This is a genomic window from Rhizosphaericola mali (genome assembly GCF_004337365.2).
GTDB classification, from domain to species: domain Bacteria; phylum Bacteroidota; class Bacteroidia; order Chitinophagales; family Chitinophagaceae; genus Rhizosphaericola; species Rhizosphaericola mali.
On sequence record NZ_CP044016.1, the window covers coordinates 474080 to 490496 of the forward strand.

Annotated in this window: 12 protein-coding genes, 1 tRNA gene and 1 riboswitch; of the genes, 6 read left to right on the forward strand and 7 right to left on the reverse strand. The window is 34.2% G+C overall.

The window, feature by feature from the left end; genetic code table 11:
* Position 1: 1 nt before the first annotated feature.
* The 3 genes from E0W69_RS02045 to E0W69_RS02055 form a co-directional block, all read right to left on the reverse strand.
* On the reverse strand, positions 2-1981 hold the full coding sequence (locus E0W69_RS02045) for a TonB-dependent receptor plug domain-containing protein (RefSeq protein WP_131328371.1): 1980 nt from the start codon (positions 1979-1981) through the stop codon (positions 2-4).
* A gap of 93 nt (positions 1982-2074) precedes the next feature.
* Positions 2075-2259, reverse strand: a riboswitch (cobalamin riboswitch).
* A gap of 62 nt (positions 2260-2321) precedes the next feature.
* A complete protein-coding gene (locus E0W69_RS02050; RefSeq protein ID WP_131328372.1) occupies positions 2322-4817 on the reverse strand; it encodes a T9SS type A sorting domain-containing protein in 2496 nt (831 codons plus the stop codon).
* A gap of 414 nt (positions 4818-5231) precedes the next feature.
* Positions 5232-5306: transfer RNA gene (locus tag E0W69_RS02055), tRNA-Arg, on the reverse strand.
* A 142-nt stretch (positions 5307-5448) separates the two neighbouring features.
* On the opposite strand from E0W69_RS02055, the gene E0W69_RS02060 reads away from it, so the two are divergent.
* From E0W69_RS02060 to E0W69_RS02080, 5 genes are all read left to right on the forward strand, one after another.
* Positions 5449-6210 (forward strand): LexA family transcriptional regulator, encoded by a 762-nt coding sequence (locus E0W69_RS02060; RefSeq protein ID WP_131328373.1) that lies wholly within the window; start codon positions 5449-5451, stop codon positions 6208-6210.
* 73 nt (positions 6211-6283) lie between these two features.
* Positions 6284-7612 carry a signal recognition particle protein gene (gene ffh, locus E0W69_RS02065; RefSeq protein ID WP_131328374.1) on the forward strand — a complete coding sequence of 443 codons (1329 nt, stop codon included), beginning with the start codon at positions 6284-6286 and terminating at the stop codon, positions 7610-7612.
* 29 nt (positions 7613-7641) lie between these two features.
* Positions 7642-8049, forward strand: a complete 408-nt coding sequence (locus tag E0W69_RS02070) for a DUF4293 domain-containing protein (RefSeq protein WP_131328375.1) — start codon at positions 7642-7644, stop codon at positions 8047-8049.
* Between the two features lie 71 nt (positions 8050-8120).
* Complete coding sequence (locus E0W69_RS02075) at positions 8121-9095, forward strand: class I SAM-dependent methyltransferase (RefSeq protein ID WP_131328376.1); 975 nt, start codon at positions 8121-8123, stop codon at positions 9093-9095.
* A complete protein-coding gene (locus E0W69_RS02080; RefSeq protein WP_131328377.1) occupies positions 9088-9879 on the forward strand; it encodes a S1/P1 nuclease in 792 nt (263 codons plus the stop codon). The genes E0W69_RS02075 and E0W69_RS02080 overlap by 8 nt, the downstream gene beginning before the upstream one ends.
* Positions 9880-9957: 78 nt before the next feature.
* Here E0W69_RS02080 and E0W69_RS02085 read toward each other — a convergent pair whose 3' ends face one another.
* Both E0W69_RS02085 and E0W69_RS02090 read right to left on the reverse strand, forming a co-directional pair.
* Positions 9958-11304 (reverse strand): dihydrolipoamide acetyltransferase family protein, encoded by a 1347-nt coding sequence (locus E0W69_RS02085; protein WP_131328378.1) that lies wholly within the window; start codon positions 11302-11304, stop codon positions 9958-9960.
* Positions 11305-11413: 109 nt separating this feature from the next.
* Positions 11414-12664 carry a CinA family nicotinamide mononucleotide deamidase-related protein gene (locus E0W69_RS02090; RefSeq protein WP_131328379.1) on the reverse strand — a complete coding sequence of 417 codons (1251 nt, stop codon included), beginning with the start codon at positions 12662-12664 and terminating at the stop codon, positions 11414-11416.
* 71 nt (positions 12665-12735) lie between these two features.
* Between E0W69_RS02090 and dacB the strand changes: the two genes are divergently transcribed.
* Positions 12736-14148, forward strand: a complete 1413-nt coding sequence (dacB, locus tag E0W69_RS02095) for a D-alanyl-D-alanine carboxypeptidase/D-alanyl-D-alanine endopeptidase (RefSeq protein WP_131328380.1) — start codon at positions 12736-12738, stop codon at positions 14146-14148.
* A gap of 71 nt (positions 14149-14219) precedes the next feature.
* Here dacB and E0W69_RS02100 read toward each other — a convergent pair whose 3' ends face one another.
* Together E0W69_RS02100 and E0W69_RS02105 are read right to left on the reverse strand one after the other, a co-directional pair.
* Complete coding sequence (locus E0W69_RS02100) at positions 14220-15542, reverse strand: sugar MFS transporter (protein ID WP_131328381.1); 1323 nt, start codon at positions 15540-15542, stop codon at positions 14220-14222.
* A 158-nt stretch (positions 15543-15700) separates the two neighbouring features.
* Complete coding sequence (locus tag E0W69_RS02105; protein WP_131328382.1) at positions 15701-16357, reverse strand: LysE family translocator; 657 nt, start codon at positions 16355-16357, stop codon at positions 15701-15703.
* Positions 16358-16417: the final 60 nt, after the last annotated feature.

Below are 16417 nucleotides of genomic sequence, written 5' to 3' on the forward strand. Positions count from 1 at the left end.
ATTATAAAGTTATACTTAGACTAAACTTGTAATTCCTACCAGGCATGGGATAATTTAAGATGACGTCATAATGTTGATTCAATAAATTATTGACCTCAGCGAGGAATGTTAGGTTGTGTTTTAGATAAGTAATGTTTTTGATTAATGAAATATCATGTGTATACCATGGAGAGACATAGCTATTCGGTAATGTAATGTCTGCAATGTTATAACGATAACCTGTATATAAATAACTATAATTTAAAGACCAACTTTTATAATTGAGATTAAAAGTAGCTGAACCAGAATTAATGGGGCTGTAAGGAATTAAATTATTATAGTTTGTTCCAGGTGTTTTATTGAGCGCTTTTTCCCACGTATATTGGATGCCAAGTGAACTGGACCAATGATTGTCAATTGTCCATTTTGATTTGATATTTGCATTCAATCCATAAATAGCTACTTTATCCAAATTAGTCATTTTCCAACGAAATAAATTCGTTGAAGGCACTGCAATTATTTTATCGTTTACATGATTGTAGTAACCGTCTAAATTAAATGAAATATAGTCCCATATTTTTGAAATATTCTTTACGTAGTTAAGTCCGAGATCATATTGCTTTGCATATTCTGGTTTTAAATTAACGTATCCAATACTCGTATAATATAAGTCGTTAAAAGTTGGCATTCGAAAAATATCCTTATAAAAACCGCGGATTCTTATATTTTTCCAATCAAATGGTTGCCATGAAAAAGATAAAGTTGGCGTAGCGATTTTTCGGTTAGGCTGTCTTGGTCCAAAACTAACCCTGTCGAAAGTCATAGTTTGCAAAACATTTGCTTGTATTTCCAATTGACGCCATTTCCATTGCGAAGCAACAAGCCCTAATATTGTTTTTCTACTGGGATATGCAAAGTCATACAAATTAGCATTCAAGTAATTGTATTTTCCATCAAAGGATGCTAAAACTGTCCAAAAAGAGTTGATTTTAAATTGATTGGCGAAGGAAATATAGTACTCCTGATTATTATAAACATTATTTAAAATACCATTAGTTCCGACGGTTTCAGGATCGATATATCTCGTAAAATCATAAGAAAATTTACTTATTACTGAAAGCTGATAAAATGAATTTATTTTTTTGTCATATTTTGTTTGAATAAAAATATCTTTATCCCACAATCTCTGTGAATTGTAAAAATTATTATTAACTATTGCTCCAGGTAATCCTCTTTGCGAATTATAAAAGTATAAATGTGTATTCCAAATGCTACTATCTCTATATTTTCCGATGAATCCTAGTTCGATTCTATCGGCGGTAATGTCCGCATTTTTTCGAGTTGCAGTGGTGTCATAGCCAGTCGTTTTGTATCTAAATTTATATTGTCCATCGGCTCTTATATGTTCTGCACTGAGCGTAAGACTATAGTTATTATTTAATTTTTGTTGCCATAATATGGAAGGGTTAAATAACCCGAAACTTCCAGATTTTACAGTAGTCTTTAGATAAGGTTTGTAGTTTTCTGAGTTAGGCGTTTTAGATTGTAGATATATTGTTGCACCAGATGCGTAAGCTATAGCTGGCTGTAGCATAGAAGTATTGCCTGCATTGTACAGTCTGATTTCTTCAATATTGTCTAATGAAAACTTACCTAAATCTATCTGTCCATTTTGCATATTGCCAATAGCAACACCATCGTAAAATAATGCGGTATGGTTACTTCCTAGACTTCGTGTATTGACAGTTTTGATACCGCCGATACCACCATAGTCCTTAATCTGTACTCCGGAAAAGTAGCGCAAAGCGTCTGCAACAGAAAAACTGTTTAGTCTTTGGATGTTGGTATCTTTTAGTATTTGAAGTGGAACGGGAGAGGTAAAGGCTGGGCTGTTAATTATTGTACGTACTTTCACAGGAGTAAGGTCAGCATTCTGTGCGAATGACTGATGGATGTCCAATGTGAAAAGAATATAAATAACTATAAAAATATATCTACGCACTTTAATACTTTATTCTCGAATAGAGTCAATACGGAGATACACTTATATAGGATATATATAAGATTGCATTCCGAATTGCTTTCGCCCGAAACAATGAATGGAGAGGATTAGGCAGGTCTTCTGGCTTATTTTTACGGAATTCCTTCCCGTTGATTAAAACAGTGGAAATATTCCAACGAATTTATTCGAAAAATCACAGCTACGGGGATAGCGTCGGAATAACACCGACTTCCCTTTTAATTTCTTTATTCAAGGAAACCTAAAACTCTATGCAAAGATACGAAATTGTAAAATGTTAAAAAGAATAAAAAAAACGGATAGTTTCAATTATTAAAAAGTGCTATTTTTTTATAAATTTTAAATTGCTTATTGATTTGGAATTAATAATTATTTGGATCCAGTAAATTCCAGAGGGCAATGTACTGATGTCAATTGTTTGTTGTTGGTTGTTGACAATACCACTATTTACTATTTTTCCTGCCATACTAATTAATTTATAAGTAGCTCCAATGGATGCATTTTGAATTGTAATCGAACTTGTGGCAGGATTTGGAAATAATAATGTTTGCTTTTCATTATTTGCTTGTAATGAAATTACTTTGCTGTAAGTACTTTTTCCATCTAAGTCAACTTGTCTTAATTTATAATATATGCTACCTTTACTAAAATTATTATCTGTAAAACTATAACTTGCATTGGAGCCGTTTCCATTACTAAATTTGCTACTTATTTTTCCAATAGAATCCCAAGTATTCGCATCGTAACTACGCATAATCTCAAAATATGAATTATTTACTTCTACTCCTGTTGTCCAACTTAATAATATATTGTTTGTAGACGTGAATGTTCCAGTTAATTCTTTAGAATATTCAACGGGCAACGAATAGGGATAATTGAAAATAACGGTATCTACATCGGAAAGGCAACCATCGGAGGTTGATATCCTGTAAAATGTTTTTGCTATTCCAGAAAAAGAACTACTGGGTGTAAATGATACTCTGTTATTTGCAAATCCCCAATTTCCATAAGTGTTGGTCATTGAAGTTGCCCCAAGATTTACTGTGCCATCTCCATTTGAAAAATAAAATGAATTTGTATTTATTGATGACGCACCAGTTGTAGTCAAGGAGCTGTTACCACTTACATAGGTGAATGAAGTATCATTTGAGATTACATTTTGACTACCAGTTGTGCTTGAGCCTCCATTTATTGATGTAATTAGATATGTTGTTGTGCTATCTTTTGTAACTCTAGGGCCTGTAAGTGCTACATATACTGTAGATGCTTTACTTCTGTAGGTATTATTGTTAAGTCCAGTATAGCTACTAGTTATGCTATATTGGACCGTTGCAATTCCTTTATAATTTGCAGCTCTTGTATAGATGAGTTGTTTTGTTGACGTAGTATATGTCCATATACCAGATGTATTAGTTGTAGTGATTGTAGACATTATTCCATTCGCATCGTAAGTAATTGTTTGATGTGGAGTCGTACTACTACTTGAATCAAGTAAATTTGCAGCATTGGCATTAAATCTAAATGATGAAGGTTCTATATTAGAATTATTTAAAATAGATTCATTGTCGTAGGCATTATCATTTGAAAGAGGGTATATGCTTGTACTTCCAACCGTTGTAGTACTTGTATTTATACAAGTACTTGCATAATCATCATTGGAAATGGCTGCTTTGGGAATACTAATAAACAAATTTCTAATCGCATGGTTATTACTGCTTCCTCCTGTACTACCTGCAAATCCAATATTAAATGATGCTGGCGGCGTTGTATTAATATTTGTAACAACTCCCGTACCCGTTGAATTTGCATCATTTCTATTATCAACATATTTGATCGTACCTACTGGATAATAAAACGAATTGACCATCGTTTCTAAAGTGTTTCCATGTTTAATTTTTACAGTTATGCTATATCCTGATACAGTAGTTGTTCCTGACGTTAATACGGGTGTAATATCTATGTATGCTTTTCTAAAGTCTGCATTTGTTGAGTCTGTTGCTAATGTTGCCGAGCCAATGGTATAGCTTGATGTACTTATTGGGCTGCTTGAATATCCATATAATAGATTGTTGGTTCCTCCTGGTGTCATATCTGTGGAGGTACTAGATGCATTTGTTTGGCTTGTTGCATCTGTCTTTAGATAACCTGCATATTTTGAGATATTATTATTTTGAGTGCTGGATGTATATAATACAGGATAGCCCCAATAATAATCATTGTAACTAGTCGATAAGGAAGGGTTGTATGTTTTAAAATCTTTACCTGCCGCACCCCTAATTGTTACATGATTTCTAAATGAATTTGCGTTATTTGAGCCAAAAAAAGTAGAAGTTTTGGAAAAACCATTTTTGCCTGCTTCGTAAGCTTTAAAATTGCCATATTCATCAAAACTTACACCTAAATATGCATCTTGCAAACCTTGAATCCCACCACTTGTTGAATAGCCGAATGCCCCTCCTGATGGACCTGCATTAGAAGCTGAGATATTTATCTTTGAATCATATAAAAAAAAACTAAAGCCATCTGCTCCATCAGTGCCTGTATTGGGATTAGCTGAAAATTCAAATTCTATATGAATTCCTCCATTAGACGGAAAAGCATCTTTATTGAAAACGGCAAATCCTGACATTCCATTTGTATTGGGAGTTAAGTAAAGGTACGAATTTACAAATTTGGGATACCCCGCACTTGTAGCATTTGAATTTCCGAAAGTGGTGATATCTGTACTTGAACTTGCCAAAGAATTAAAATACGGAAATTGGCCATATGTGGCTAATCCCAATAAGACCAATATGATTGATAACAAGAGGTGTTTCATGAAAAATGATTGTTGGTTTGCACGCGCAAAATTATTGAATCATTTATTAAAAAAATAGCAGGTAAAATAATAGTTTTTTGGTTTTGTGCATATGTAAATAATCGAGTATTATTTTTTAATAATATTTAAATTATTTTAATAATTATTGATATTTGTTAAATAGACAAAAGATTTTTTACAAAAAAAAGTATTTAAAATCTCATTCTAAAAAGTATTATTCGGTGTGATTATCTTTAATTTAGGTTATTACAATTATTATTTTTTAGGAATTATAGCTAACAAAAAGTCATGAAAAGAATATCATAGGTTGATCAAATATTTTTTTAAAAACTACAATGATAACATTTTTAAAAAACTAGCTTTTTTTCATAAATAACATAACTAATTGATTATTATTTATGTTGTAATTTTGTTTGGTGGTCATGCCTAGAATCGAACTAGGATCTGGAGCTTCGGAAACTCTTATACTATCCATTGTACTACACGACCAAGTTGCGCAAATGTAGGAAATAATCCATTTTTTGGGATAATATTAAAATCTCAAAAAATTAGTCAAAAAATATTTCTTAAAACTAAAAAAATTAGTAATTTAGCAAATGGAATTAGTTTTAAATTTTAAGCTGAATTTGATATGAGTAGTCACGCATCCAAAAATTTGAGGTATTTAAGAAAATTAAGAGGTTGGACGCAGGATCAATTTGCGAATAAGTTGAATATTAAAAGATCGCTATTGGGCGCTTACGAAGAGGAGCGGGCAGAGCCAAGGATCGAGGTTTTGCAAGAAGTAGCACGAATATTTAAATTGAGTATGGACGAAATATTGCTCAATGATTTGGCTGTACCTCGCGGTGGTGGTTCGTATATTGATCAACGTCGCGCATTAAAAATGGCGTCTGAGCCTAATCAAATTCAGTTTGTTCCAGTTAAGGCTGCTGCTGGATATTTAGCCGGTTATGCCGATCCTGAATTTATTGAGGAGCTTAATTCCTTTACCCTGCCCATGTTGGGACCAGGCAATTATCGAGCTTTTGAAATCGCTGGAGATAGTATGTTGCCGACACCGAGTGGCAGTGTTATCGTCGGTGAAAGGATAGATGGCTTGGAGGATATTCGCAGTCAAGATTCCTATATCGTCGTTAGTAAAAATGGAGGTATCGTCTATAAACGTGTGCAAAGAAATAATAAAAATAAAGCGGTGCTGACGTTGGTAAGTGATAATTCTCTTTATGAGCCATATCAAGTAAATCTTTCTGAAATTGTGGAATTTTGGAATGCTAAAATGATTTTGACAAAAGCAAATCAACAAAGACGATGGGATGTTGATCAATTAGCAGGTATGGTCACCTCATTACAACAACAAGTTTCTGATTTATCTAAAAAGAATAAAAACTAACTACTTACAAAAAAGAGTGGTTTCCAATACATTTATTAAATTTGCACCCTTATAAAGTGTAAAGTGTAACTTCATGTTCAATAATCTCAGTGAAAGGTTAGAATCTGCGTTCAAAAATATTAAAGGTGAAGCGCATATTTCTGAATTAAATATTGCGAATACTGTTAAAGATATTCGTCGCGCTTTGTTGGAAGCCGATGTAAATTATAAAATTGCTAAAGAATTTACTGATAAAGTAAAAGAACGAGCTTTAGGAGAAAAGGTAATCAATTCCATCAGCCCAGGTCAATTAATGGTCAAAATTGTGCAAGATCAATTGACCGAATTAATGGGTGGTACAGAAGCTAGTTTCAATGCCGATGGCAAACCTGCAGTTGTTTTGATTTCCGGTTTGCAAGGTAGTGGTAAGACTACTTTCAGTGGTAAATTAGCTAACTACTTGAAAACCAAAAAGAATAAAGCTGTTTTGTTGGTAGCGGATGATATCTATCGTCCTGCGGCGATTGATCAGTTGAAAGTTTTAGGTGAGCAAGTGGGAGTAGAGGTTTATAGTGAAGTCGAAAATAAAGATGCCGTTTCTATTGCCCAAAATGCTATTGCTTACGCAAAAGAAAAAGGCAAAAACGTTGTAATCATCGATACAGCTGGTCGTTTGGCCGTTGATGAAATGATGATGAACGAGGTGGCAAATATCAAAGCGGCGGTTAACCCTAACGAAATTTTGTTTGTCGTGGATTCCATGACTGGACAGGATGCGGTAAATACGGCAAAAGCGTTCAATGATAGATTGGATTTTTCTGGTGTTGTTTTAACCAAATTGGATGGTGACACACGTGGTGGTGCTGCGCTTACAATTAAATATACGGTTCAAAAACCGATCAAATTTGTAAGTAGTGGTGAGAAAATGGATACGTTAGACATATTCTATCCTGATAGAATGGCGCAACGTATTTTGGGTATGGGGGATATTACCTCTTTGGTAGAGCGTGCTCAAGCGCAATTTGATGAAGAACAAGCAAAGAAATTAGAAAAGAAAATTCGTAGAAATTCATTTGATTTTCAAGATTTCTTAGATCAATTGCAACAGATCAAAAAAATGGGTAACCTTAAAGATTTGATGGGTATGTTGCCTGGTGTGGGTAAAGCGATTAAAGATATTGATATAAGTGATGATGCATTCAAAGGTGTAGAAGCGATTATTCACTCTATGACTCCATTTGAAAGAGCGAATCCTGATTCAATCGACGTAAGTCGCAGAAAAAGAATAGCCTCTGGTGCTGGGAAAAATGTGAATGAAGTAAACGCTTTGATGAAACAATTTGACCAGATGCGTCAGATGATGAAAATGATGAATAAAATGCCGATGGGAATGATGAAACGCATGACCGGCATGGGTATGTAAGCACTAATCTATTTAGAAAAATATTTATAATGATTCAACGTATTCAATCTGTTTGGTTACTTGTAGCGACAGTGTTGGCCTTATTTTCCTTAAAACAGACTTTCTTTTTTGGAAGTGTTTTAGGACAACCGGCTACACCATTTATGGGTACAACTAATACGCCTATAATGTTGATGACTATTTTGGTCGGTGTATTTTCCTTTTTATTGATTTTTTTGTACAAAAAAAGAAGACAGCAATTATGGTTGACCGTGCTTAATCTTGTTTTAAGTTTGGGTTTGATTGCATTTTATTTTGTTCAGATCAACCAACAATTAGGGCAAATTGCATTAGGTTCTATATTTGTTTTTGCAGTTCCTATTTTTTTGTTGCTTGCAATGAAAGGAATTTATAGTGATAGGAAATTGTTAAAAAGTGTTGATCGATTAAGAGATTAAATTAGAATTATAGAAAATATGGGTAAACTTAATTATGTTTACCCATATTTTTTATAATTACCTTATACTATATGAAATGCTCCATTTGTGGCAATGATGCAGAGAATAAATGCATTGTTCTTACCGAGTTGTATTTTCAGTTTAATTCAAGTTTTCCCTATTTTGAGTGTATTAAATGTGGCTGTATTCAGATAGAGAGAATTCCTGATGATCTTGGAAAATACTATCCGAAAAATTATTATTCCTTTCATTTGCAGGAAATTCCGTTAAATGTGAGTTTTTTGAGAAAAATTCATTACCAAAATTTTGCAAATAAAAAATATCCATTTTCTGGGTTTTTTATATCCAAAATTTTTAAACCTTCTGGCTTTCATTATTGGTTAAAAAAACTAAATGTAAAAGATACTGATACGCATATTTTAGATATTGGCTGCGGAAATGGGAATTTATTAAAACGCATTTTTCGTTTAGGCTTCAATAATCTACTCGGAATTGATCCATTTTTAGAAAAGGAGCAAAAAATTGCCACTAATTTTGCGATAGAAAAAAAAGAAATATTTGATCTGAACGATCAATTTGATGTAGTGATGATGCATCATAGTTTAGAACATATGGATCGACAACATGATGTTATTGAACAGTTTAGCAAATTATTAAAACCAAATGGACATGGCTTAATTAGAATTCCGATCGTCAGTATTCCTTTAATGGAGCGTTTTGGAAAATATGTTGTGAGTTTGGATCCGCCAAGACATTTGTTTGTACATTCTATTAACAGTATTCAATATTTATTAGAAATGCATGGGCTGGAAATTTATGATACGGTTTATGACGCAGATTTGTTTTCGATTAAAGCGTCTGAACAATACAAACAAGGAATCGCACTTGCTGACAAAGAGAAAAGTTATATAGAAAATCCATCTGCGAGTATCTTTTCTAATGAAGATGATATTAGATTTGCAAAAGAAATTAAGGAGTTAAATTTGGCGCATTCAAGTGACAACGTAGCACTGTATATTCGAAAGAAAAATAAAATATATGTTTAAAAAATTAGGTTTAGCAGTTGTTGCCGCTTTGCTATTGAAAGCAAATGCAGTAATGGCTTATGGTACGATTGGACATCGTGTAGTTGCAGAAATTGCGCAAAGACACTTGTCTCGTCATGCTAAAAAGGAATTGAAAAAATTAATAGGCGAGGAGCCTTTGGCATATTGGGCGAATTGGCCAGATTTTATCAAATCGGATACGACAGGAAAATGGAAGTCATCTAGTCGTTGGCATTATGTAGATCTTCCAGGTAATTTGGATAAAACGGATTTCATTTCTCAATTAAAATCATTGAAGGGAGAAAATTTGTATACCCAAATGTCTGCTATGGAAGCCCAGTTGAAAGACAAATCCTTGCCAAAGGAACAACGTGAAATTGCTTTACGTTTCTTAATTCATTTGGTGGGAGATTTACATCAACCTTTGCACGTTGGCCGTGATGAAGATCAAGGTGGTAATAAAATTAAGGTCACATGGTTTGGAAAACCTACGAATGCGCATTCTGTTTGGGATGAAGCATTGGTTGATTTTCAACAATATAGCTATACGGAATATGCGACCGTTTTGGATGTGGTAAATAAGGATACGGCGAAAACTTGGGTGGATGAGCCTGTGGAAGATTGGTTTTATGAATCTCATGTATTGGCAGATAAAGTGTATGCAAATACACCAGAAAATGCAAAATTATCTTTTGGATATAATTATTTATTCGTAGGAGATTTGAATACGGAATTAGCAAAAGGTGGTTTGCGTTTAGCTAAGATTTTGAATGAAATATTGTAATTATTACTCCAAATAATGATATAAAAAATCCTCCATATTCTAAATATGGAGGATTTTTTATGTATAAATATAAAATGATTAATAAGCTTTGGCACTATCCCAATTTTCCATTTCTTTGACTATCTCATGTAAAAATGTAGAACCTAGAGCACCATCAATTATACGATGGTCATAACTTAAAGACAGCATCATAATGTGACGAATTCCAATAGTATCGCCTGTTTCAGATTCTATTACGACAGGCTTTTTCTTAATAGTTCCGATTGCTAAAATCGCGACTTGTGGTTGATTAATAATCGGCGTACCGGTCAAACTTCCAAAACTTCCAACATTGGTAATGGTAAATGTACCATCTTGCGTATCAGAAGGTTTTAATTTGTTTTTTCTAGCGTTATCTGCCAAATCATTGACCGCTCGACTCAAGCCAGCAAGATTCAAATAAGAGGCGTTTTTAATTACCGGAACGATCAAATTACCACTTGGTAAAGCTGTAGCCATACCCAAATTAATATCTTTTTTCAAGATAATATTATCGCCGTCCACTGAACTATTCAGCATTGGATATTTTTTCAACGCCTTAATTACACAATCCATGAAAATAGGCGTGAAGGTGATTTTTGTATTTTCCTGTTTTTCAAAATTGACTTTAACTTTATTACGCCATTGTACAATTTTAGTAACGTCTGCTTCTTCGAATGAAGTTACGGTTGCGCTTGTATTTTGACTTTCCTTCATGTGGTGCGCGATTAATTTGCGCATGCGATCCATCTCTACAATTTCAACATTATTAGAAGGAGTACTATTTTCAAATTTTCGAACTTCCTGAACTGTAGCTGCTTCTTGTTGTACAATTTTCGGCTCCAGTGTAGGAACATTATTGCTTTTTTTAGCTGCTACGTATGCTAGTAAATCATTTTTAGAAACGCGATTATCTTTCCCCGTTCCCGCAATTTTTTCTAATTCTTGGTAAGAAATTCCTTCCGTGCGAGCAATATTCAATACTAAAGGAGAATAAAAACCATTATTTGTTTTATCTGAATTTCCATTTACTTGAGCTCCTTCTGATTTGGAAAAATCATTTGTTTGAGGCAAATAGGGAATATCTACATTTTCAGTAATTTCTTCTTTAGGAGCCGATTCAATTATTGTTTCTAATGGCTTAACTTCTTGATTTTCTGCAGATTGCTCAGTTTCAATAGTTGCAATGATGCTACCTACAGGAGCAACTTGATTTTCTGAAAAAAAAGTTTCTTTCAAAATTCCAGTTACTGGTGCCGGCACCTCACTGTCCACTTTATCGGTCGCAATTTCTAATATCACTTCCTCTTCTTGTACCAAATCTCCCGGTTGTTTCAACCATTTAAGTATTGTCGCATCCGTAATTCCTTCTCCGAGAGAAGGCAGTAATATATCTTGTATTGCCATTTTTTTATTTCATCATTTTAAGCCGTATTTACACACAGCGTTGCAATTGTCCTGCTTACATTCAAGCAATCTCGGGCGCAAAAATAAGCTTTTCCTAAGAACTAAAAGATTATGCGTTTGCGTGACGTAATATTTGAATTAACATATTGAGTGCATGATTGGTTGTCAATTGCATATTTCTTTCTCTGTTATGTCTAAATTGGAATTTTTTAGTTGTAATATATTCTTTTGTTCCCACTGCAATCCAAACTGTTCCTACAGGTTTTTCGTCCGAACCTCCGTCTGGTCCTAATATTCCAGACACAGCAATCGCATAATCTGAATGGACAATATTAAGCGTTCCTTGCACCATTTCCTTGACAGTTTCTTCACTTACCGCACCAAATTTTTCCAATGTTTCACTTTTTACATGCAAAATTTCATGTTTGACTTGATTACTATAAGCGACAATTCCGCCTAATAGATATTGGGATGCGCCAGGAACACTGCTAATGATATGCGCAATATTTCCAGCAGTGCAACTTTCCGCGGTGGCAACGGTAAGATTTTGAGATTTTAACAATTTACCCAAAGCGACTTCCGTACTATCTCCATTATCTGAAATAATTACATCAGGCAATAATGCTTTCATTTTGGCAAATTCTTCATCCAAAACACGATTTACTTCTTCTAAATTGTCTCCATGCAAGGTCAAGCGCAATCTTACTTTTCCTAAATCAGGTAAATAAGCCAAGCCCATACCTTTGGGAAGTTGATCTTCGAATGTTTGGATACGATCATTAATTGCAGATTCTCCCAAACCTCCAGTAAGCAAATAGCGATAACCGATCGTAGGTAATTGTAATGTTTGTTTGAATTTTGGAACTATAAAATCTGTGATCATTCCTTTCATTTCAAATGGAACACCTGGCATACTGATGATTATTTTTCCATTTCTTTCAAACCACATCCCAAAAGCAGTTCCACGAGTATTCGGAATCGGCGTACAAGCTTTGGGTAATAATGCTTGCCCCATTTGCTTTTCTGCCAAAGTTCTATTGATAAATATTTTTTTCAGATTGACTAATGCATCTTCATTTTGGATAAGTTCCGTTTGGAAATATTCGCATAAAAGCGGCTTCGTAATGTCGTCTGACGTGGGTCCGAGACCGCCCGTAATCAATACAATATCTGCATGTGTTTGTTCCTCGTCCAAGGCTTTCCACATTTCATCCCAAGCGTCACCGACAGCCACTCTTCTTACGATATCAATGCCAATCGCATTCAATTCTTGTGCTATAAAAGCGCTATTCGTATCAATCACTTGACCAATTAAAAGTTCGTCTCCAATAGTCAAAATGGATGCTTTTATCTTTTCCATACTTGCAAGATAGTGAAAAGATATTTACCCAAATTTTTAGAAAAAAGGGCGAACAATATTACATTTGAAACATGAAGAAATTATGGTTGAGCTCGTTTATTTTAATTACAAGTATCACTTCTTACGCACAATCTACCATTGAAAATCGTCTTACTTCTGCATTTGATCGATTAGAAAATGATCGTCAAATGGCACATGGTTCCGTTAGTTTCACAGTGGCGGATGCAGAGGAGGGGAAAATAATTTTTCAAAAAAATGGCTCTATTGGTTTGTCTCCTGCGAGTTCGCAAAAGATATTCACTGCCATTGCTTCCTATTCGATTTTGGGACAAGATTTTCATTTTAAAACAATATTAGGATATACTGGAAAAGTGGAAGATGGCGTTTTGAACGGTAATTTGATTTTAACGGGTTATGGAGATCCCACATTGGGAAGTTGGCGATATGATGGGTACAAACCTGAAGATGTAGAGAAAAAAATATTTGCGGCCTTAGCTAAAAATGATATTCGCGCGGTAAATGGTGATATTATTATCGATGATTCCAAATTTTCGATGCAACCAACACCTGGCGGCTGGCCTTGGAATGACATGGGCAATTATTACGGAGCGCCCAATTGGGGATTTAATTGGTTGGAAAATCAATATGATATCACCTATCATCCTGCATCCAAATTGGGTGATACGGTTTCTATTGTTCGAACAAATGTCGCTTTGCCCAATGTGATTTTTTTAAATAATATCAAAACGGGGCATTCGGATGAAGGGGATAATAGTTATATTTATTTGCCTCCGTATGGGAATGTGGCAGTTTTGACTGGTTCAATTCCTTATGGAAAAAATACCACGTCTTCGGGTTCTGTTCCCAATCCTCCATTGTTATTTGCTAAACAATTACAGACTTGGATGCAAAAACGAAATTTCTATACAATTGGATCTTTCTTGGCTGCGAATCAATTGGTTATGCAACATAAAAAAGTACCTGAAATAAAAACTGTTTTGGATACTTTATTTTCTCCTAATATGGACCAGATGATGTATTATTTTTTGCATAAAAGCATTAATCTTTATGGCGAGTCATTTGCCAAATATTTAGGCTATCAAGAAGCAAAAGAAGGGGCGACTGACGCTGGGGTGCAAGTGATTAGGGATTTTTGGGAAAAGAAAGATATTGGTAATAATGACTTGAAAATGATGGATGGGAGTGGACTTTCTCCGCAAAATTATGTGACCTCAACTGCGGAGGTCAAAGCGCTTTTATTTGCCCAAAAACAAAATTGGTTTGATGCTTTTTACAAAGCCCTACCAGATTACAATGGTACGAAAATGAAAAGCGGTACGATCCACGGATGTAAAGCTTACGCCGGTTATCAAACAAGTAAATCAGGAAAGAAATATGTATTTTCTCTTATCATCAACAATTATGATGGCGGACATGACGCACTAGTTCAAAAAATGTATCAATTGTTGAATGTGTTGAAATAATAGAAATGAAGTAAAAGAAAACGGTGAATTCGATTAAGAATTCACCGTTTTGCTTTGTATTAAGAATGATTTTATTCTTCCTCTGTTCTTCCGATTTTATGTCCTTTCAATGCAAAGAACAAAATGAAAGCATAGCATGGTACCAATATCCAAAAGCCTTTTTGCATGCTGCCGATGGATTCACTGATATTTGCCCATAATTTTGGAATAATTGCTCCGCCAGCGATACCAATAACCAATAAGCCTGAGCCAGTTTTCAAGAATTTACCCAAACCATGAATACTTAATGGCCAGATTGCCGGCCACATTTGTGCATTAGCTAAGCCCAATAATGCCACACAAGCAATGGAATATTGTCTGGGTAAAAATATGATGCCTAAAGAAAGTATAATTCCCGCAATCGCAGAAATTCTCAATGCTTTTTGTTGGCTGATATATTTAGGAATTAAGACAATACCGCTCACATAACCAATGATCATACCTGCCATTGTATAAGCTGTAAAGTTTTTAGCAACATCTAATGAATATCCCAATCCTTGATTTCCATATATTTGGATCATGTCGCCCGCCATAACTTCTACGCCTACATATAAAAATAATGCAATGAATCCCAACCACAAATAGGTATAAGAAAAGATATTTTTTTCTTTTTTAGGATTAAAATCATCTTCCATTTGTTTCAATGATTCGCCTACTTCATTTTTGATATCTGGAAGTTTGGAAAATTTGATAGCAATTGCAACTATGGCAAAAGCTATAGCAATAAATATATAAGGCCCAACAATTCTACCTGCTAATTCGTCTAATAATTTGCTTTTTACATCAGGAGCTACTTTATCCAAATTCTGAAATTTACCCATATCTTTCAACAAGATAGCGCCCATTACCAATGGAGCTAATGCACCAGCACATTTATTGAAAAGTCCCATAATAGAGATTCTTTTCGCAGCACTTTTGATTGGTCCTAATATTGTAATGTATGGATTTACAGCAGTTTGCAACAATGCCATCCCAATACCAATCGTAAAAATACCACTTAGAAATAGACCAAATGTGCGAGAATGTGCCGCTGGAATAAATATCACGGAACCTAAAGCCATGATAAGTAAACCTAATACCATTCCATTTTTAAATCCAATTTTGGATAAAACCCAAGAGGACGGAAATGCCATTACCGCGAAGGAGATATAAGAGGCAAATGTTACTAATACGGCTTCTTTGGGAGTAAGGTCACACGCATTTTGTAAGTAGGGAATCAAAGTGCTATTGACCCAAGTAATAAAACCAAGAGCGAAGAATATAATTCCAATAATAATAGTTGGAATTAAGTAGTTTTTTGTCCCATTTTCGCTAGTGTTTTCAACACTAGAAGGAGTCGAAGAAACAGAAGGCATATAGTTTTTTTTTATATTGTGCTAACTTACGTAATTTTTCAACACAGATGTAAATCTTTTTAATAAAATTTAAAAACTGATATTTTTTAGCTTAGGTATAAACGTGGTTAAAAAAATAAAATATAGTTATTTTTTTAATATGTCTAATTCATTAATGATCAATGTTGTATCAACTTTCCAGACATGACTCCTACCAATAATATTACGGCGAAAACAATCATTATTAATCCAGAAATCCTGTTGATAAGATGAATATTGTGCGGTGTCAATCGATTGCGTATTTTACCTGAAAGGAATACTTTGAGTATATCTCCACATAATACAAAGATTAGACAGGTAACAAATGAGGTAACTCTATATCGTAAAGGATGCTCAGACGAACTGGCAGCGCTCATCAGTGCCGCAGAAGAGGCAAACCAAAATATAAATACTCCAGGATTGAGAATATTCATAAAATAACCGCTAAAAAAGGATGAAACTAATGCTCGACTCGTTTGTTTGGTTTCACATGCTCTTATTTCTTGTTCACTCATTACTTTTTTGAAAAACAAATTATAAATTCCAATAATGAATAAAAACACACTTCCAATAATTCCAATCACTTTTTCATGTGCCATTGCAGAATGAAACAATTGACTGAAAACGTTACAAATCATGACAACCGTAATATCACTTATAGAAACGCCAATAACAAAAAATAATCCATTTTTATGTCCATTAAGGACGCTTTGTCTAATAATTGCAAATATGATAGGCCCAACAGAAATGCTCAGAACCAACCCCATCGCTATACCTTTTATAAGGGCAGATATCATCTTATTTAATTTTCATTTTTTCTGTGCTATTCTTAACGCTTACCATCTACGAATTGTTTA